This is a genomic window from Kribbella monticola, assembly GCF_003261635.1.
Classification (GTDB): domain Bacteria; phylum Actinomycetota; class Actinomycetes; order Propionibacteriales; family Kribbellaceae; genus Kribbella; species Kribbella monticola.
In genome coordinates this window covers 202,924-220,740 of record NZ_QFXK01000031.1, presented here as the reverse complement: position 1 = coordinate 220,740, position 17,817 = coordinate 202,924, and the positions used below count along the sequence as shown (strand labels likewise).

13 protein-coding genes are annotated in these 17,817 nt (G+C 66.5%); 5 read left to right on the top strand and 8 right to left on the bottom strand.

Annotated features, from left to right (window positions below; genetic code table 11):
• The first annotated feature begins 37 nt into the window (after positions 1–37).
• Positions 38–703 (top strand): HAD family hydrolase, encoded by a 666-nt coding sequence (locus DIZ26_RS20415; protein ID WP_112243829.1) that lies wholly within the window; start codon positions 38–40, stop codon positions 701–703.
• A 177-nt stretch (positions 704–880) separates the two neighbouring features.
• Here DIZ26_RS20415 and DIZ26_RS20410 read toward each other — a convergent pair whose 3' ends face one another.
• The 7 genes from DIZ26_RS20410 to DIZ26_RS20380 form a co-directional block, all read right to left on the bottom strand.
• Positions 881–2,305: a GH1 family beta-glucosidase gene (locus DIZ26_RS20410; RefSeq protein ID WP_112243827.1), complete on the bottom strand. Its 1,425-nt coding sequence runs from the start codon at positions 2,303–2,305 to the stop codon at positions 881–883.
• Between the two features lie 75 nt (positions 2,306–2,380).
• Positions 2,381–3,394, bottom strand: a complete 1,014-nt coding sequence (locus DIZ26_RS20405) for an ABC transporter ATP-binding protein (RefSeq protein ID WP_112243825.1) — start codon at positions 3,392–3,394, stop codon at positions 2,381–2,383.
• On the bottom strand, positions 3,394–4,440 hold the full coding sequence (locus DIZ26_RS20400; protein WP_112243823.1) for an ABC transporter permease: 1,047 nt from the start codon (positions 4,438–4,440) through the stop codon (positions 3,394–3,396). Before DIZ26_RS20400 ends, DIZ26_RS20405 begins: the two co-directional genes overlap by 1 nt.
• A 3-nt stretch (positions 4,441–4,443) precedes the next feature.
• Positions 4,444–5,424 (bottom strand): ABC transporter permease, encoded by a 981-nt coding sequence (locus DIZ26_RS20395; protein WP_112243821.1) that lies wholly within the window; start codon positions 5,422–5,424, stop codon positions 4,444–4,446.
• Positions 5,421–6,488: an ABC transporter ATP-binding protein gene (locus DIZ26_RS20390; protein WP_112243819.1), complete on the bottom strand. Its 1,068-nt coding sequence runs from the start codon at positions 6,486–6,488 to the stop codon at positions 5,421–5,423. Before DIZ26_RS20390 ends, DIZ26_RS20395 begins: the two co-directional genes overlap by 4 nt.
• An 80-nt stretch (positions 6,489–6,568) precedes the next feature.
• Positions 6,569–8,248 (bottom strand): ABC transporter substrate-binding protein, encoded by a 1,680-nt coding sequence (locus tag DIZ26_RS20385; protein ID WP_112243817.1) that lies wholly within the window; start codon positions 8,246–8,248, stop codon positions 6,569–6,571.
• A 164-nt stretch (positions 8,249–8,412) separates the two neighbouring features.
• A complete protein-coding gene (locus tag DIZ26_RS20380) occupies positions 8,413–9,429 on the bottom strand; it encodes a LacI family DNA-binding transcriptional regulator (RefSeq protein ID WP_112243815.1) in 1,017 nt (338 codons plus the stop codon).
• Positions 9,430–9,820: 391 nt separating this feature from the next.
• Between DIZ26_RS20380 and DIZ26_RS20375 the strand changes: the two genes are divergently transcribed.
• Positions 9,821–11,020: an ROK family protein gene (locus tag DIZ26_RS20375; protein WP_232828478.1), complete on the top strand. Its 1,200-nt coding sequence runs from the start codon at positions 9,821–9,823 to the stop codon at positions 11,018–11,020.
• 293 nt (positions 11,021–11,313) lie between these two features.
• The gene (locus DIZ26_RS20370; protein WP_112243811.1) at positions 11,314–12,657 is read left to right on the top strand and encodes a GH1 family beta-glucosidase; all 1,344 of its coding nucleotides are present in this window, start codon (positions 11,314–11,316) and stop codon (positions 12,655–12,657) included.
• Positions 12,658–12,725: 68 nt separating this feature from the next.
• Here DIZ26_RS20370 and DIZ26_RS20365 read toward each other — a convergent pair whose 3' ends face one another.
• A complete protein-coding gene (locus tag DIZ26_RS20365; protein ID WP_112243809.1) occupies positions 12,726–13,994 on the bottom strand; it encodes a family 16 glycosylhydrolase in 1,269 nt (422 codons plus the stop codon).
• Positions 13,995–14,284: 290 nt separating this feature from the next.
• On the opposite strand from DIZ26_RS20365, the gene DIZ26_RS20360 reads away from it, so the two are divergent.
• Both DIZ26_RS20360 and DIZ26_RS20355 read left to right on the top strand, forming a co-directional pair.
• A complete protein-coding gene (locus tag DIZ26_RS20360) occupies positions 14,285–16,189 on the top strand; it encodes a ricin-type beta-trefoil lectin domain protein (protein WP_112243806.1) in 1,905 nt (634 codons plus the stop codon).
• Positions 16,189–17,571 carry a ricin-type beta-trefoil lectin domain protein gene (locus tag DIZ26_RS20355; protein WP_112243804.1) on the top strand — a complete coding sequence of 461 codons (1,383 nt, stop codon included), beginning with the start codon at positions 16,189–16,191 and terminating at the stop codon, positions 17,569–17,571. The genes DIZ26_RS20360 and DIZ26_RS20355 overlap by 1 nt, the downstream gene beginning before the upstream one ends.
• The last annotated feature ends 246 nt before the right edge of the window (positions 17,572–17,817 follow it).

Here is a 17,817-nt window from a genome sequence, read left to right as displayed (position 1 = left end):
TGCGGTTGGCGTACCGAGAGGTGGGTACCTCGTCGGCGTGACCAACTCTGCCATCGCCGTCCTGGACATCGACGGGACGCTCATCGACTCCAACTACCAGCACGCGCTGGCGTGGTACCGCGCACTGCGCTCGGTGGGCGAGATCTTTCCTGTCTGGCGGCTGCATCGGCTGATCGGCATGGGCGGAGATCAGGTCGTCGCCGAAATCGGGGGCGACGACTTGGAGCGCCGGGTGGGCGACCAGGCCCGCGAACAGCAGGGCAAGGAGGTCGACGCGCTGCTGGACGAGATGGAGCCGCTGCCCGGTGCGCGCGATCTGCTGCTCGCAATCAAGGAACGCGGTCACCGCTTGGTGCTGGCCAGCTCCGCCCAGCAGCGCCACGTCGACGTCTTCCTGGACAAACTGGACGCCCGCGACATCGTCGATGCCTGGACCAGCAGCGCCGATGTCGAAGCCTCGAAACCGGCGCCCGACCTGCTCCACGTCGCCCTGAAGAAGGTCGACGCCCCGCCGGATGCGTCCAGCGTGATGATCGGCGACTCGGTCTGGGACGTCAAAGCCGCAAAGAAGGCCGGCTTCCCCACCATCGTCGTCCGCTCCGGCGGCTTCGGCGACGACGAACTCAAAGCTGCAGGCGCCATCGCCATCTACGACACCCCGGCCGACCTGACCGAGGCTCTGGGAGAGACTCCTCTCGCCTGACTCGTTGCGGGGGCCGGACCGCCAGCACATCAGTACGGCGTGGGCCGGCCGAAAGTCGACCGCTGCTGAGCGTGCCCCAGCGAAGAGGTCCGCCAGGCGATCGCCGTACTGATGGCCTGGCGGTCCGCAGACCGACGCCGGAGGGTGCCCATCGCCAGGAATGGGCACCCCGGCGAGCTAGCGGGTGCGGTGGTGGTGGGCTAGGTCGCGCAGGTAGAGGGCGCTCTGCTTCGGGATGCGGGCCTGGGTTTCGTAGTCGACGCGGACTATGCCGAAGCGCTTGTCGTAGCCGTAGGCCCATTCGAAGTTGTCCAGGAGGGACCAGGCCAGGTAGCCGCGGATGTCGGCGCCTTGCTGGATGGCGGCGGCGACGGCGGCGAGGTGCGACGCGAAGTACGCCGTACGGTCTTCGTCTGAGACGTAGCCGTTCTCGTCCGGTACGTCGGCGAAGGCGGAGCCGTTCTCGGTGATGACCATCGGCAGACCCGGGTAGTCGCGGCTGATCCGGACCAGGAGGTCGGTGAAGCCTTCGGGCACGATCTCCCAGTCCATCGCGGTCCGCGGCCGATCAAGCGGCAAGGTGCGGCTGATCGGCAGACCGTCGTCGCCGACGGTCCCCCCGGCTTCGTCGAAGCCCGTGAACTTCTGGCTGAAGTAGTAGTTGATCCCCAGTACGTCGATCGGCGCCGAGATCGTCGCGAGGTCGCCGTCCTTGACCGGAAGCTCGATCCCCTCGGCGGCAAGATCGGCGATCACGTCGGCCGGGTAATGCCCCTTCACCAGCGGGTCCAGGTAGATCCGCGCGCCCATCCCGTCGGCGCGCCGAGCCGCCTCCAGATCCGGTTCGGCATCGCTGGCCGGGTACGCCGTGGCCGCGTTGAGCGTGATCCCGATGTCGATCGGCCGGGTCGCGGCCTCGCGCATCCGTTCCGTCGCCAGACCGTGCCCGAGCAGCAGGTGATGAATCGCCGCGATCGCCGCCGGATACTCCTTGCGTCCGGGCGCGTGAACGCCGTACGCATAACCGAGCATCGCCGAGCACCAAGGCTCATTCAGCGTCGTCCAGGTGTTCACCCGGTCGCTCAAAGCGTCGAAGACGAGCATCGAGTAGTCGGCAAACCTGTACGCCGTGTCGCGCGCCGGCCAGCCGCCTGCGTCCTCGAGCTCCTGCGGCAGATCCCAGTGGTAGAGCGTCACCCAAGGATCGATGCCCTGGGCAAGCAGTTCGTCGACGAGCCGGTCGTAGAACCCGATCCCGGCCGGGTTCACCGGACCGGTGCCGTGCGGCTGGACCCGCGACCAGGAGACCGAGAACCGGTACGTGTCCAGTCCGAGGTCCTTGATCAAGGCAACATCTGCCGGCATCCGCGTGTAGTGCTCGCACGCGATGTCGCCGGTGTCGCCGTTGTCGATCGCGCCGGGCACCCGGCAGTAGGTGTCCCAGATCGACGGCGTCCGGCCGTCGACGTCGATCGCGCCCTCGATCTGGTACGCCGAGGTGGCGACGCCCCAGCGGAAGTCCGTCGGCAGGCCGGCGATCAGTTCCTGCTCGGCCGCCGGTGCTGTGAACACCGAGGTGGTGGGAAGAGCGGTTGGGTTCATAGTCGTGCGTACGGCGCCCGCCGGTGGGCGAACGCCGTACTGGCTCCCTTCGGGGAAGGTCGTGGTGAGGTGTGGTCAGCCGACCGGTACTCGGCCGGGCAGCCAGCAGGCCACCTGGCGGTTCGGGTCGTTCCTGGCCTCGGGGATGCCGAGCACGGGGATCTCCGTCGAGCACCGGTCGAACGCGTGCGGGCAGCGCGGATGGAACGCACAGCCGGACGGCATCCCGCGCAGGTCCGGCGGCGAGCCGGGGATTCCGGCCAGCTCCTTGCGCGGACCACGCAGCGCCGGGAAGGACTTGAGCAGGCCTTCGCTGTAAGGATGCAAGGAGTCCTTGTACAGGTCGGCGGACTTCGCCTCTTCGACGATCCGGCCGCCGTACATGATGGCGATCCGGTCGGAGAACTCGACCAGCAGGGACAGGTCGTGGGTGATGAAGAGGACCGAGAAGTCCAGCCGCTCGCGCAGTTCGACCAACTGGGCAAGGATCTGCCGCTGCATCACCACGTCGAGCGCGGTGGTGGGCTCGTCCATGATGACGACCTGCGGCTCGAGTACCAGTGCCATGCCGATCATCACCCGCTGCCGCATACCGCCGGACAGTTGGTGCGGGTAGGCGTCCATCCGGTCCGCCGAGATACCGACGAGCTTGAGCATCTCGTGCGCGCGGGCCAGCCGTGCCTCGGCGCTGAGCTGCGGCTCGTGTGCCTTGATCACGTCGAGCATCTGGGTGGAGACCTTGTGCACCGGGTTGAGCGAGTTCATCGCGCCCTGGAACACGATCGACGTCTCGGCCCAGCGGAACTTGCGCAACTCGGAGTTCGAGAGCGCCATCACGTCGTACGGGTCCTCGCCCGGCGGGTGGTAGATCACCGAGCCGCCGCTGATCACGCCGGGCGGCGGCAGCAACCGGGTGATGCCGTAGGCAAGCGTCGACTTGCCGCTGCCACTCTCGCCGGCCAGCCCGAGCACCTCACCGCGGTGCAGGGTCAGCGTGACGTCACGGACCGCCTGGACGGACTGATCGCCCAGACCGTAGTCGACGTTGAAGTCCTTGATCTCGAGGACTGGTGACTTGAGGCCCGTCATCACGCGGCACCCTTCGCTTTGTCGGCGGTCTTGCGCAGGACCGGGGTGACCGGTTCCTTCGCGCTGCTAGTGGACAGGACCGGGGTGAACCCGACCCGCATCCGGACCGTGTGACCGTCGGTGGTCTTCACCTTGGTGTGCCCGGCGCTGCGCAACCGCGGGCTGACGAACTCGTCGATCCCGAAGTTGATCAGTGACAACGCGGTGCCCAGTACGGCGATCGCCAGGCCGGCCGGGACGAACCACCACCAGGCGCCCTGGGCGAGAGCCTGCTGGCTCTGGGCCCAGAACAAGATCGTGCCCCAGTTCCATTCGGAGATCGTCGAGATGCCGATGAAGGCCAGGGTGATCTCGGACATCACGGCGAAGATCACGGTGCCGACGAAACCGGAGGCGATGATCGCGGTCAGGTTCGGGAGGATCTCGACGGTGATGATCCGCCAGGTGCTTTCACCGGTCGCACGGGCTGCCTCGACGTAGTCCCGCCTGCGCAACGAGAGGGTCTGCGCCCGGAGTACGCGTGCTCCCCAGGCCCAGGACGTCAACCCGATGACGAGCGCAACCATCAGGTCGCCGGCGCTCGGGATGGTGGAGGCCACGATGATGATCAGCGGCAGCGCCGGGATCACCAGGAAGACGTTCGACAAGGCGGACAGGCCTTCGTCCGCGGCGCCACCCAGGAAGCCTGAGCTGACGCCGATCAGAACCGACAGCGCGGTGGCGATGATGCCGGCCAGCAGGCCGACGAACATCACCCCGCGGGTGCCGACCAGGACCTGGCTGAAGATGTCCTGGCCGAGGTGTGTCGTACCGAACCAGTGTTTGCCGGACGGCGCCTGGATCAGGTCGCTGCTGCGGGCCGACGGGTCGAACGGGGCGATCCAGGGGCCGATGATCGCGATCAGGCAGAAGAAGGCGAGGACGACGAGACCTGTTGCGGCCTTGGGGTTCGCGACGAAGCGCAACCGCTGGCGCTTGGCCGGGGCGGCTGCCTCGACCGGGCCTTCGGGGGTGACCGCGGTGACGGTGCTGGCAGGTGCGGACATCGGTCAGCCCTCCTTGCGGGTGCGGGGATCGAGCAGCAGGTAGGCGACATCTGCGACCAGGTTGGCGATCAGCACCGACATCGTGATGACCAAGAACACGCCCTGCATCAAGGGATAGTCCTTGGCGCCGACGGCCTGGAAGAGGTTGTAGCCGATGCCGGGGTAGGAGAAGACGATCTCCACCAGCAGCGTGCCGCCGACGATGAAGCCGAGCGAGAGCGCGAAGCCGGACACGTTCGGCAGCAGCGCGTTGCGGGCGGCGTAGCTGACCATCACCCGTCGCTCGGGCAGGCCCTTGGCGTGCGCGACGGTGATGTAGTCCTCCGACGCGACCGTGACCATCATGTTCCGCATGCTGAGGATCCAGCCGCTGACCGACGAGATCAGAATGGTGATCGCCGGCAAAAGGCTGTGCTGGATTGCGCTGCCGATGAACTCACCGTTCCAGGACGGCACAAGACCGGGCTCGTAGCCGCCGGACGACGGGAAGAAGCTGTCCGTGCCGGCCAGGAACGTGATCGCCAGCAGACCGAGCCAGAAGTACGGGATGGACGACAGGAAGGTTGTCACAGGCAACAACCCGTCGAGCCAGGAGCCACGTCGCCAGCCGGCCAGTACGCCGAGCGCCGTACCGATCATGAAGCTGGCGAAGGTGGTGATGCCGACCAGCGCGATGGTCCACGGCAGGCTCTGCTTGAGGATGTCCGAGACCGGGGTGGGGAAGAACGTGAACGACAGTCCGAGGTTGCCGTGGAAGATCTGGCCCCAATAGTCGATGTACTGGCTCCACATGCTCGCGTTCTTGTCCAGGCCGAACAGCACGTACAGCGACTGGATCGCCTCGGTGCTCATCTGGCCCTGGAACTTGTTGATCAGCGAGGTGACCGGGTCACCGGGGATCAGGCGCGGGATGAAGAAGTTGATGGTGATCGCGGCCCAGGCCGTGAACAGGTAGAACGCGATCCGCTGCAGCAGGAACTTCACTTCGCGGCCCCTTCCTCGTAGAGCCAGCACGCGGCCCAGTGCTCGCCTTCACCGGAGATGACCGGCAGTTCGAACCGGGGCGGCAGTTCGGTCGAGCACTTCGGCATCGCGTGGATGCAGCGCGGGTGGAACCGGCAACCGGTCGGCGGCGCGATCAGGCTCGGCGGTTCACCACCGGCCTCGTCCTCCGGTGCGTCCTTCGGATCACCGACGCGGTCCAGGCGGTCCGGGTCGGGCGCGCTCTCGATCAGCAGCCGGGTATAGGGGTGCGCGGGTTGCTGGGTGACCGTTTCGGAATCGCCGCCCTCGACCAGGCGACCGGCGTACATCACCATCGTCTCGTCTGCGAAGTAGCGCGCCGACGCGATGTCGTGAGTGATGTAGAGAATGGCTAAGTTCAAGCGTTCTTTCAAGTCCCGCAACAAGTTCAGTACACCGAGGCGGATCGACACGTCGAGCATCGACACCGGCTCGTCGGCCAGCAGTACCTCGGGGTCGGCGCCGAGTGCGCGCGCGATCGAGACTCGCTGGCGCTGGCCGCCGGACAGCTCGTGCGGGAACTTGTCCAGGTAGCGCTCGGGCGGGGTGAGCTGGACCCTGAGCAGCAGTTGCCTGAGGTTGTCCTCGAGCTCGGCGGAGGTCTTGCCGGCCCGGCCGTGGATCTTCAGCGCGCGGGTCAGGTGATAGCGCACGGTGTGGACCGGGTTCAGCGAGGCGAACGGGTCCTGGAAGATCATCTGCACCTGGCGGCAGTACGCGCGGAACTTGCGGCCGCCGTGCACGGTGATCGTCTCGCCGTGCAGCCGGATGTCGCCCGAAGTGCGCGGATACAGCTGGGCCAGTAGACGGGCCACCGTGGACTTGCCCGAGCCGGATTCGCCGACGAGGGCGGTGACCCGGCCCCGGCGAAGCGTCAGCCTCAGGTCGTCCACCGCGTGCACCGCTTTGCGCTCCCGGGTGAAGAGGCTGCGCAGCCCCCGGCGTACGGGGAAGTGTTTGGTGAGGCCCTCGGCCTCGAGGACCACCTCGTGGGTGGTCGCCGGTTCTGTCTCGGTCGCCGTCATGACTTGGTCGAACTCCTAGCTTGATCGCGGCACCGCGGCCGGGACCCCCAGGTGGTGGGATCCCGGCCGCGACGTCTTCCTTAGGCGCCTGCGGGCTTCAGGTTCAGGACGATCTGGAGTGCGTTCTGCTGCGTCGGCTGGGCCGGCGCGTACTGGTTCGACTCGTCCGGCCAGCCGACCCAGTGCTTGGTGCTGTACAGACCACCGACGTTGGACGCCGAGGTCGGGATCACCGGCATCTGCTCGACCATGATCTTCTGCAGCGTGTTCAGCGCCGCGGTGCGGGCCGACTCGTCCTTGGCGTTGGCGTACTCGTCCAGCGCCTTGGTGGCCTCCGGCGAGTTGAACCGGCCGTAGTTGCCGCTCACGCCGCCCTTGCCGACGGGCTTGAGGATCTTGCCGTCCATGATGTTCTGGTAGATGTCGAACGGCGTCGCGCCGCCGTTGGTCCAGTGCATCGCGGCGTCGAAGTTGCCCTCGTCGATCGCCTTGAACCAGGAGTCCTGGTTCGCCTTGTCGACGGTCGCCTTGATCCCGATCTGGGACAGGTTGTCCTTGATGATCTCGAGGTCGGTGATGTAGTCGGACCAGCCGGCCGGGTCGGTCAGCTTCATCGTGACCGGCTTGCCGGTCGGGTCCTTCAGGGTGTCGCCCTCGAGCTTGAAGCCGGCCGCGGTGAGTTCGGCCTTGGCGCCGTCCACGTCGACCGCGTGCTTCTTGTCCTTGAACTCCGGAGCGATGAACGACTCACCGGCCGGGGTCGGGATGCCGGTGACGGACTCGATCTTCGGGTAGAAGTAGCCGGCCTCACCCTGGTTGAAGATGTCGTCGCGGTTGATCACCTTGTCCATCGCGCGCCGCAGAGCCGGGTTGTCGAAGGGCTTGCGAGTGGTGTTGATCCACAGACCGTGGATGCCGAGGTTCGCCGGGAACCAGAGCTTGTGGTGATCGGGGTCCTTGTCGACGTACACGGCCTTGTAGTTCGGGACGAAGACGAAGCTCCACTCCGACGAGCCGTTCGACAGCGCCGTGGTCTGCGCGTTGTTGTCGTTGTACGACGTGTAGCGCAGCTCCTTGATCTTCGGCAGGTCCTGCCAGTACGAGTCGCGGACCTCCAGCGTCGTGGTCTGCGGCGTGAACGACTTCAGCTTGTACGGGCCGGTGCCGATCGGGTTCTTGACCACGTCCTTGGTCGGGTCCGCGAAGGTGGACCACTGCTTCTTCGGGACGACGAAGACGGTCAGAACCTTGTTCTGGTTGGTGAACTGCGACTTGGTGAAGGTCAGGTCGACCTTGTTGCCGGACGCCGTGATGGTCCCGTAGGGGATCGCGTCGGTGTTCAGGCCCTCGTTGTCCTTGCGGAGCTGGAACGAGTACGCGACGTCGTCGGCGGTCATCGGCGAGCCGTCGGAGAACTTGACGCCGTCACGGATGGTGAGCGAGAGCTTGGTGAAGTTGTCCGACCAGGCCCACTCGGTGGCCAGCCAGGGCTTGCCCTTCTCGGCCGGCTTGATCCCGTTGACCATCACCAGCGGCTCGTAGATCATCCAGCGGTAGCCCAGCGAGGCCCCCGACGAGGATCCGAGGAACGGGTTGTGGTTCTCCGTCTGCGGGCCGTTCGGCATACCCACGTTCAGGGCTGTGACGGCACTGCCGGAGCCGGCGGTGTCCTTCTTCGCATCCCCGTTACTGCAGGCAGCCAGTGTGACTGCCGCGAGCACGCCCGTGAGGGCTAGCGCGACTGAGCGTCGAGCTCGCATCGTTCCTCCTGTGGTTCGTCCAACTGTGTTTGGCGGTTGACGGTCGGATGACTGTCGGGTGGAGCTGGGGCCTTCGCATCGTGCCGTGCTAACAGATCGGTATCGGTGTGTTCTTCACCGGCGGCGGGGCGGGGGCAGCCGCCCCGCCGCCGGAGCTGTGCGGACTACGTCCGGCGGGCGGTCACGGGGGCGGTGGAACTGCGGACGATCAGCGTCGTGGGCAGTACTTTGGGCTCGTCGGGCATCGGTTTGCCGTCGAAGTAGCCCATCAGCATCTGGGCTGCCGCCTGGCCCATCAGGCGCATCGGCTGATGCACCGTGGTCAGCGGTGGCTCGGTGTGCTGGGCATAGGGGATGTCGTCGAAACCGACCACCGACACGTCGTTCGGCACGTTCCGCCCGGTCTCCCGGACGGCCTGGATGGCGCCGCCGGCGGACAGGTCGTTGTGCGCGAAGATCGCGTCGAACTTCAGGCCTGCGTCGAGCGCCTGCTGGACGCCTTTGCGGCCGCAGTCGTGGGTGAAGTCGCCTTCGTAGACGAGCTGCGGGTCGAGCTCGATCCCGGCCGCCGCGTAGGTGTCGCGGAAACCGTCCAGGCGTTCCTGGGTACAGCCGAACCAATCCACGCCGGTGATCACCAGCGGCCGGCGGCGACCGAGTTCCAGCAGGTGCTGGGCGGCGGCCTCACCTCCGGCGCGGTTGGTGGTGGCGACGGACGGGAAGAGGGGCTGCTTGGCCCGGTCGTCGATCAGGACGACAGGCAAGCCGCGGGAATGCAGTTGTTCGATATAGGCGAGCGTGCCTTCCGGCTCGATCACCAGCAGGCCGTCGAAGGACTGGGCCGAGACCTGGGAGGCGAACTGCTGCATGGATTCCTCACCCCGGTTGCAGGTGAACAGCAGCAGGCCGTAGCCCGCGGACTCGACCACGTCGACAGCGCCCTGCAGCACCTCGCCCATCCAGGGCCAGGTGAGCGAAGGGACCAGCATGCCGACGATCCGGGTCCGGCCGCGGGCCAGGCCGACTGCCCTGGCGCTGGGCACGTAGCCGAGCTCGGCGATCACTTGGCGGACCCGCTCCGCGGTGCGCAGGTCGAGCTCGCCCTTGCCGTTCAGGACGCGCGAAACGGTGGTCTTGCTGACCCCGGCGCGGGCGGCCACATCGGCGATGGTGATCGACACTGTCAACTCCCCTCGGGCGGTTGGGGGTTTGTTTCCGAACCATGTCGGGCGGATTCGGAACCGGTTTCGGAAGCGGTTCCGTAGAGTGAAGCCGAGTGAGTCAGCTCACGTCAATCACGACGCGATAACGAATCAAGGCTAAGTTCACGATTTGTAAGAAGTGTGGCCTGTGGATGAACTGACATACCTCGGGCCCGGTTCTGCGGCATGATGGGCTGGTGCGCGCGGGATCCAACTGACGATCCGCAGTGCTGCCCGGCCGGGCGGTTGTCTGCGGGGCTGAGATTCGGGCCTGGTGCCGGCCGGCCTTCGCGTCGGTGGCTGTATCGGGAGAACTGACAAGGGGCGGGGTCGACAAACCATGGACGGACGCCGGACCACTGTGCGCGACATGCGGCGGTCCAACCGCTCGGTCATCCTGACCAGCATCTACCGCGAAGGGCCGCTGAGCCGCTTCGAACTCGGGCACCGGACGTCGTTGAGTGCGGCGAGCGTGAGCAACCTGGTCGGCGAACTGCTGGAAGAGGGTGTCGTCGAGGAGGCCGGTTCGGTCGAGTCCGACGGTGGCCGGCCGCGGGTGCTGCTTCGGGTCGCTCCGCGATTCAGGTACGTGGTCGGCGCCGAGGTCGGCGAGACGCGAGTCCGGGTCGAGTTGTTCGATCTCGCGATGAACGTGCTGTCGACGATGGTCTATCCGATCGAGACGCCGAAGCCGGAGCCTGCTCTTGCCGTGAAACTGGTGCTGGCCGGACTCGCAGAGGTGCTTCGTGACGCGAAGGTTGCCCCGGATCGGGTGCTCGGTCTCGGTGTGGCCGTGGCCGGGATCGTCGAGGGGCCGGGCGACGCCGTAGTACATGCTCAGACGCTTGGCTGGGATGCGGTTCCGTTCGGTGCATTGCTTGCTGCCAAGACGGATATCCCGATCCAGGTGGACAACGGGGCCAACACATTGGGGCAGGCCGAGATGTGGTTCGGGGCCGGGCGGGGTGCGACGGATGCTGTTGTGGCACTGGTCGGATCCGGCATCGGGGCAGCGCTCGTCACGGGCGGGTCGAGTTACCGGGGCACTCGCAGCAGCGCGGGCGAGTGGGGCCACACGACGATCATGTACGGCGGGCGCCCGTGCCGATGTGGAGCGCAGGGCTGCCTGGAGGCGTACGTCGGCGCCGAGGGAGTGCTCGAGCGTTTCCAGGCGGAGAACGGTGGAACCGCGGCACCGGGTGCGGACGAAGAGGCAGCCTTCACTGCGCTGCTCGACTCGGCCGATACGTCGAAGGTGGCGGCGAAGGTCGTCGAGGACACCATCGGCTATCTGGGCGCGGGCTTCGCGAACCTGGTGAACCTCTTCAACCCCGAGCGGATCGTGCTCGGCGGCTGGGCCGGCTTGTTGCTGGGTGAGCGTTACCTGCCGCAGTTGCGCGAGGCGGTCGGCAAACACGCGCTCCGCCAGCCGTACGCCCAGGTCTCCATCGAACTCTGCTCCCTGGGCCGCGACGCGGTCGCCCTGGGAGCCGCCACCCTCCCCATCCTCCACCTCCTCCGCGAAGGCGGCGTCCCCCCAACCCGAACCCTCGCCGCCCGCACGCACTAGCCCCGCCGCTCACAAAGCACCCGCCCACTTCCACGACCGCCCGACCCCACGTGCGCCGCACCCGACGTGCCCGACCGCCGCGCTCGCGCGGCACGCAGCGTGCGCCGCGCCCACGGCGTCGCGCTTGGCGCCACGGCTCGCTCGCTGCCTGCTCGTGCCCGCACATGTGCTTCGGTTGCTGGTTTGGTGGGTGTGGTTCCGGAACTTGTTTCGGGTGGGATGTCGGTACTGCGGGTTCAGAACTTCAACTATGCTTTGAAAAAACCCGCCTACTCACCCCTTGGGGGTCACCGATGGTCGAGCTCTCACCGCTCCGGCAGGACTTCGTCTGGGGTACTGCCACCTCGGCGTACCAGATCGAAGGTGCGATCGACGCGGACGGCCGGCTGCCGTCGATCTGGGACACGTTCTGCCGGGTTCCCGGTGCGATCGACAACGGCGACACCGGGGACGTCGCGTGCGACTCCTACCATCGCTGGCGGGACGACATCGACCTGCTGAAGCAGCTCGGCGTTGACGCCTACCGGTTCTCGATCGCCTGGCCGCGGGTGATCCCGACCGGTTCCGGCGCGGTGAACGCGCCCGGCCTGGACTACTACGACCGGCTCGTCGACGAATTGCTTGCCGAGGGCATCAAACCGTTCGTCACCTTGTATCACTGGGATCTGCCGCAGGCGCTGCAGGATCTGGGCGGCTGGGAGAACCGCGACACGGCGTACCGGTTCGCGGAGTACGCGGCTGTCGTGGGCGCCAAGCTGGGCGACCGGGTGCGCGACTGGGCGACCTTGAACGAACCGTTGTGCTCGGCCTGGATCGGGCACTGGGAAGGCCGGATGGCGCCGGGTATCACCGATCCGGCGATCGCCGTACGAGCGTCGTACAACCTGCTGCTGGCGCACGGGCTCGGGGTCGCGGCGCTGCGCGAGTCGACGCCGGAACCGGCCTCCATCGGGCTGGTCGTCAACCTCAGCGGGATCGAGCCGGCCAGCGACAGCGCCGCCGACATCCGCGCGGCGCAGATCGCCGACGGGCACATCAACCGGTGGTGGCTCGACCCGGTGTTCGGTCGGGGATTCCCGGCCGACATGGTCCAGGCGTACGGCGTGGAGTTGCCCGAGCAGCCGGGAGATGCCGAGATCATCGCGGCACCGACCGATTTCGTCGGGCTGAACTATTACTTCCGCCAGATCGTGAAGGCGGACGAATCCGTTCCACTGCTGGGATTCAGCCAGGTGCCGGGGCCGAACGCCGAGCACACGATGCTCGACTGGGAGGTGCACCCGGCCGGTCTGGAGGAGCTGATCCTGCGGCTGGCCAAGGAGTACGGCGCGGAGAAGATCTACATCACCGAGAACGGTTCGGCCTGGGTCGATCAGCCTGACGAGTCGTTCGCGGTCGACGACCCGCAGCGAACTGCCTACCTGGAAGGACATCTGGCGGCTTGCGTCAGGGCCGTCCAGCAGGGCGCTCCACTGGCGGGGTACTTCGCCTGGTCGCTGATGGACAACTTCGAATGGGCCTACGGCTACGCGCCACGCTTCGGCTTGTCGTACGTCGACTACCCGAGCGGCACCCGAGTGATGAAGACCAGCGGCAAGACCTACGCCAACCTCATCAAGTCGCACCGAACCAGCTGAAAGCCCACAGACAACCGCCTCGCTTTCCCTTCTGTGGAAAGGAAAAGCGAGGCGGTTGGGGTGTGCGGTCAGATGGTCCACTTCTGGGCTGCGGTGCCGTTACAGGTCCAGATTTGTAGACGGTTGCCGTTCGTTGCGTTGGCGGACGGGATGTCCACGCACTTGTTCGCCTGGGGATTGACCAGGTCGTGGGCGGCTGAGTAGGTGAATTGCTGGGCGGGGTTGCCGCTGCAAGTGGCTATCTGGAGTTTGGTGCCGTCGGCGGTTCCGCCACCGGCGACGTCCAGGCACTTGCCGAGGGCGCGGATCGTGCCGTCACCCGGCCGGGTCCACTGCTGCGCGGCGGTGCCGTTGCAGTCGTAGAGCTGGACCGCAGTACCGTCGGCCGAGTTCGCGCCGGCCACGTCCATGCACTTGCCGAGCGCCGAGATCTGGCCGCCACCGCCACCACCACCGCTCAGGCTCGAGACGCGAACGTAGTCGACGGTCATGGTCTGCGGCATCACCGTGCTGCCATCCGGGTCGCCGGGCCAGCCGCCGCCGACAGCAACGTTCATGATCATGAAGAACGGGTGGTTGTAGACCCAGGTCTTGCCGCCCAGGTCGGCCGGCGTGCGCTGCTGATACTGGATGCCGTCGACGTACCAGATGATCGAGTTCGGCGACCAGTCGACGGTGAAGGTGTGGAAGCCGTCGGCGAACTTCTGGCCGTTCGGCAGGCTGTACGGCGCACCGATGCCGCCGGCGCCGGAGTAGCCGGGACCGTGGATGGTGCCGTGCACGGTACTCGGCTCCTTGCCGATGTTCTCCATGATGTCGATCTCGCCTTGGTCCGGCCAGCCGGCACCACCGTCGCCGAGCATCCAGAAGGCGGGCCACAGACCTTGTCCGCGTGGCAGCTTCATCCGCGCCTCGAAGCGGCCGTACTGCTGGGTGAAGGTGGCCGCGGTGAGCAGCCTGGCCGAGGTGTACTCGCAGGTGCCGTACCAGCAACTGTGGCCACCGGACTCGCGGCGGGCGGTGATCACCAGGTTCCCGCTGCCGTCGAGAGCGGAGTTGCTCGTGCTGTTGGTGTAGTACTCGCGCTCGTTGTTGCCCCAGCCGGAGCCACCGATGTCGTACCGCCACTTGCTGGCGTTCGGTGCCTGGCCGGCCGGACCGTCGAAGGTGTCCTCCCAGATTGTCGGGCCGACGGCGGCTGCTGACATCGGCGCCGCCGCTGCCCCGGCCGCCGTGGTACCGGCGGTGGCTGGGGCTTGCAGGAAGGCGGCACCGAGCAGGGCCGCACCGGCGGCGACCATCAGGGTGGAACGGAACCGGGGACGCTGAAATCTCATGCGTGCCTCATTTCTCGCGCGGCCGGATCATGCTCCTGGTCCAGCCGTTGGGGGCGGGGGGGCGGACTGTTGCGAGACAGGAATCGCTGGGAGGCAGCCTGCTGTGAGAACGCTCCCACGTCAAGACCACATATAAATATAAGTCGTGAAAAAAGTGGTATCACGCCGTTGACACCGGCATGTACCGATGGTTACCTCGTGCTGACCACCTGTTGCGGCGCGGGCAGACGCCGGTACCCGGGGGTCCCATCCGCCCTGTGAAAGCCCTTGACCAAAAGGGAGATTCCGCCATGCGCCCCCACGGGATCCAAAGACGCGGCCGTCGCCGCAAACGCGTACTTCCTGCCCTTGCCGGGCTCGCGGCCCTGTGCTTGGCCGCCACCGGTCTGAGCATCACCAACCCGCAGCCCGCGCACGCGGCCGGCGAGCAGGTGAACATCTGGCTCACCACCACGAACGACTCGGCCGGCCAGAACGTCACCCGCGGTCTGCAGCAGCAGACGCCGGTGAACTTCGGCCCGGCCGGCGGCACCGCCAACCAGACGATCACGGTCAACGAGAACACGACGTACCAGTCGTTCGAGGGTGGCGGCGCGTCGTTCGCCGACAGTTCGGCCTGGCTGCTGAACAGCAGCAACACGATCTCGGCCGCGACCCGCGACCAGGTGATGAAGGACCTGTTCGACCCGGTGAACGGGATCGGCCTGGCCTTCATCCGCAACCCGATGGGTGCCTCGGACCTCGCCCGGTTCAACTACTCCTACGACGACACCTGCTGCGATCTGAACGACTTCACCATCAACCACGACCTGGCCGATGTGGTCCCGCTGACCAAGCAGGCCAGGCAGCTCAACCCCGCGGTCAAGGTGATGGGTTCGCCGTGGAGCGCGCCGGCCTGGATGAAGGACAACAACGACTTCGTCCACCGCGGCTGGCTGAAGGCGGAGTACTACCCGATGTACGCGCAGTACTTCGTGAAGTACCTGCAGCAGAACGAGGCCCAGGGCAACCACATCGACTACGTCTCGGTGCAGAACGAGCCGACGTGCTGCGGCAGCGACAGCACCGGCTACGCATCGATGAACTGGAACGGCGCCGGTCTGCTGAACTTCACCAAGAACCACCTGTTCCCGGCCCTGCACGCCGCCGGACTGAGCACCAAGGTGCTGATCCTCGACTACAACTGGGGCAACTACAACGACCTCGGTTCGGTCCCGATCGCCGACGCCGGACTGCGCGCCGACCCGAACTTCGGCGGCATCGCCTGGCACGGGTACGGCGGTGACGTGAACCTGCAGACCCAGGTCCACAACCAGTACCCGGGCGTCAATGCCTACATGACCGAGCACTCGGGCGGCACCTGGATCCCGAACCAGCAGGTCGAGGACATGAACAACCTGATCGACTACACCCGCAACTACGACAAGTCGTGGGTGAAGTGGGGTATCGCGCTCGACGAGGCGCACCTGCCGTACGTCGGCTCCGGCTGCAACGTGTGCACCGGGCTCGTCACCGTGCACCGCAACGACGGCCAGCGCGGCCAGGTCACCAAGACTGTCGAGTACTACACGATGGGCCACCTGACCAAGTTCGTGAAGCCGGGTGCGCTGCGGATTGATTCGACCGCCAACGCCTCGGTCAAGAACGTCGCCTGGAAGAACCCCGACGGCTCCAAGTCGCTGATCGCCTTCAACACCACCGGCGGCAGCCAGTCGGTCCGGGTGAACTGGGGCAGCCAGTCCTTCGTCTACACCTTGCCCACCAAGACCTCGGCGACCTTCACCTGGTCCGGGACTCAAAGCGGTGGCGGCGGTGGCACGACGGGTCAGATCACCGGCCTGGCAGGCAAATGCATCGACGTGGCCGGCGCCAACTCGGCCGACGGTACTGCGGTTCAGCTCTACGACTGCAACGGTACTGCCGCACAGCAGTGGAGCCGGCCGGGCGACGGCACGATCCGTGCCCTCGGCAAGTGTCTCGACGTCGCAGCGGGCTCGACCGCTGACGGCGCGGTGACGCAGCTCTACACCTGTAACGGCAGCGGTGCCCAACAATGGACCTATACGAGTGGGAAAGATCTAGTGAATCCACAAGCGAACAAGTGTCTCGATGTCACCGGCAACAACTCCGCGAACGGCACCCGGCTGCAGATCTGGACCTGCACCGGCGCCGCGAACCAGAAGTGGAACGCCTGATGCGCCGGCTATTGGCCGCGGCAGCGGTCCTGGCCGTCGGCGCGGGAATGCTGATCTCTTCGGCACCCGCCCAAGCCGCCGAGACGACTGGCACCATCACCGGGCTGGCTGGGAAGTGTCTTGATGTCGCCGGTGCGAACTCTGCCGACGGTACGACCGTGCAGATCTACGACTGCAACGGTACCGGTGCACAGAACTGGACCCGGAGTAGTGACGGCACGATCAAGGCGCTCGGCAAGTGCCTGGACGTGAGTGCCGGGTCGGTTGCCAACGGCGCAAAGGTTCAGCTGTGGACCTGCAACGGCAGCGGCGCACAGCAGTGGAACTACACCGCTGCAAAGGATCTGGTGAACCCGCAGGCGAACAAGTGCCTCGATGTCACCGGCAACAACTCGGCCAACGCCACACCGGTACAGCTGTGGACCTGTGGTGGGACCGCCAACCAGAAATGGAACGCGCCGGCCCTGCCGGACGGGCCGCCGCCGACCGGTGGTGCGGGAATGGGAGCGGCTCCTTACCTGTACCAAGGATGGGGCAGCCCGCCCAGCCCGGCCACGGTGATGAACGCGACCGGCGTCAAGTGGTTCACGATGGCGTTCATCCTCTCCAACGGGTACTGCAACCCGATGTGGGACGGCAACCGGGCACTGACCGGCGGCGTCGACCAAGCGGCGCTCAACACGATCCGGGCGAACGGCGGTGACGCGGTCGTCTCCTTCGGCGGCTGGTCCGGCGCCAAGCTCGGCGAGCACTGCAACAGCGCCGGTGAGCTGGCAGCGGCGTACCAGAAGGTGATCAATGCGCTGTCGTTGAAGGCGATCGACATCGACATCGAGGACACCGAGTTCAGCAACGCGACCGTTCGGCAGCGTGTGATCGATGCGCTGAAGATCGTCGAGAACAACAACGCGGGGATCACCACCTACGTCACTTTCGGTACCACGACGAGTGGTCCGGACGGGACTGGTCAGGATCTGATCCGGCGCGGCGCGGCTTCCGGGCTGGCGCTGGACGGGTGGGTGATCATGCCGTTCGACTTCGGTGGCGGGTCCACGAACATGGGGTCGCTGACGATCCAGGCGGCGAACGGGTTGAAGAACCAGGTCAAGAGCGCGTACGGGTACACCGACGACCAGGCATACCGGCACATCGGGATCTCGTCGATGAACGGGCTCACCGACGTGGCTGGTGAGCGGGTCAACCTGTCGGACTTCCAGCAGATGCTGACCTACGCCAACAGCAACCACCTGGCCAGGTTCACCTTCTGGTCGGTGAACCGCGACCGCCCGTGCGGTTCGAGTGGTGGTGGCGACGACACCTGCAGCCAGATCCCGCAACAGAACTGGGACTTCACCAAGGTCATCGCTCAGTTCAGGCCATGAACTAACTCCTTCACACAACCCCGCACCCGCCAACCGAAAGGAAGGCGGGTGCGGGCGCAGGGGAGGGAAAGCGAAGGCGGGTGCGGGCGCAGGGGGAAAGCGGAGGGCGGGAGCTGCCGGGTCAACTCGGCGACCGGTGGGTGGTGGTTCAGTAGTCCGCCGAGCATCCCGGCTGGTGGTTTGGTTGTTCGCGGAGTATCCCGGTTGATGGTCTGGTTGTTCGCCGGGCATGCCGGCTGGGACGAC

Bases quoted from the DNA above. Each gene is read 5' to 3' on its own strand.
- DIZ26_RS20410 (WP_112243827.1), bottom strand. From the start codon at position 2,305: ATGAACCCAACCGCTCTTCCCACCACCTCGGTGTTCACAGCACCGGCG.
- DIZ26_RS20405 (WP_112243825.1), bottom strand. From the start codon at position 3,394: ATGACGGGCCTCAAGTCACCAGTCCTCGAGATCAAGGACTTCAACGTC.
- DIZ26_RS20400 (WP_112243823.1), bottom strand. From the start codon at position 4,440: ATGTCCGCACCTGCCAGCACCGTCACCGCGGTCACCCCCGAAGGCCCG.
- DIZ26_RS20390 (WP_112243819.1), bottom strand. From the start codon at position 6,488: ATGACGGCGACCGAGACAGAACCGGCGACCACCCACGAGGTGGTCCTC.
- DIZ26_RS20385 (WP_112243817.1), bottom strand. From the start codon at position 8,248: ATGCGAGCTCGACGCTCAGTCGCGCTAGCCCTCACGGGCGTGCTCGCG.
- DIZ26_RS20375 (WP_232828478.1), top strand. From the start codon at position 9,821: ATGCGGCGGTCCAACCGCTCGGTCATCCTGACCAGCATCTACCGCGAA.
- DIZ26_RS20370 (WP_112243811.1), top strand. From the start codon at position 11,314: ATGGTCGAGCTCTCACCGCTCCGGCAGGACTTCGTCTGGGGTACTGCC.
- DIZ26_RS20365 (WP_112243809.1), bottom strand. From the start codon at position 13,994: ATGAGATTTCAGCGTCCCCGGTTCCGTTCCACCCTGATGGTCGCCGCC.
- DIZ26_RS20360 (WP_112243806.1), top strand. From the start codon at position 14,285: ATGCGCCCCCACGGGATCCAAAGACGCGGCCGTCGCCGCAAACGCGTA.
- DIZ26_RS20355 (WP_112243804.1), top strand. From the start codon at position 16,189: ATGCGCCGGCTATTGGCCGCGGCAGCGGTCCTGGCCGTCGGCGCGGGA.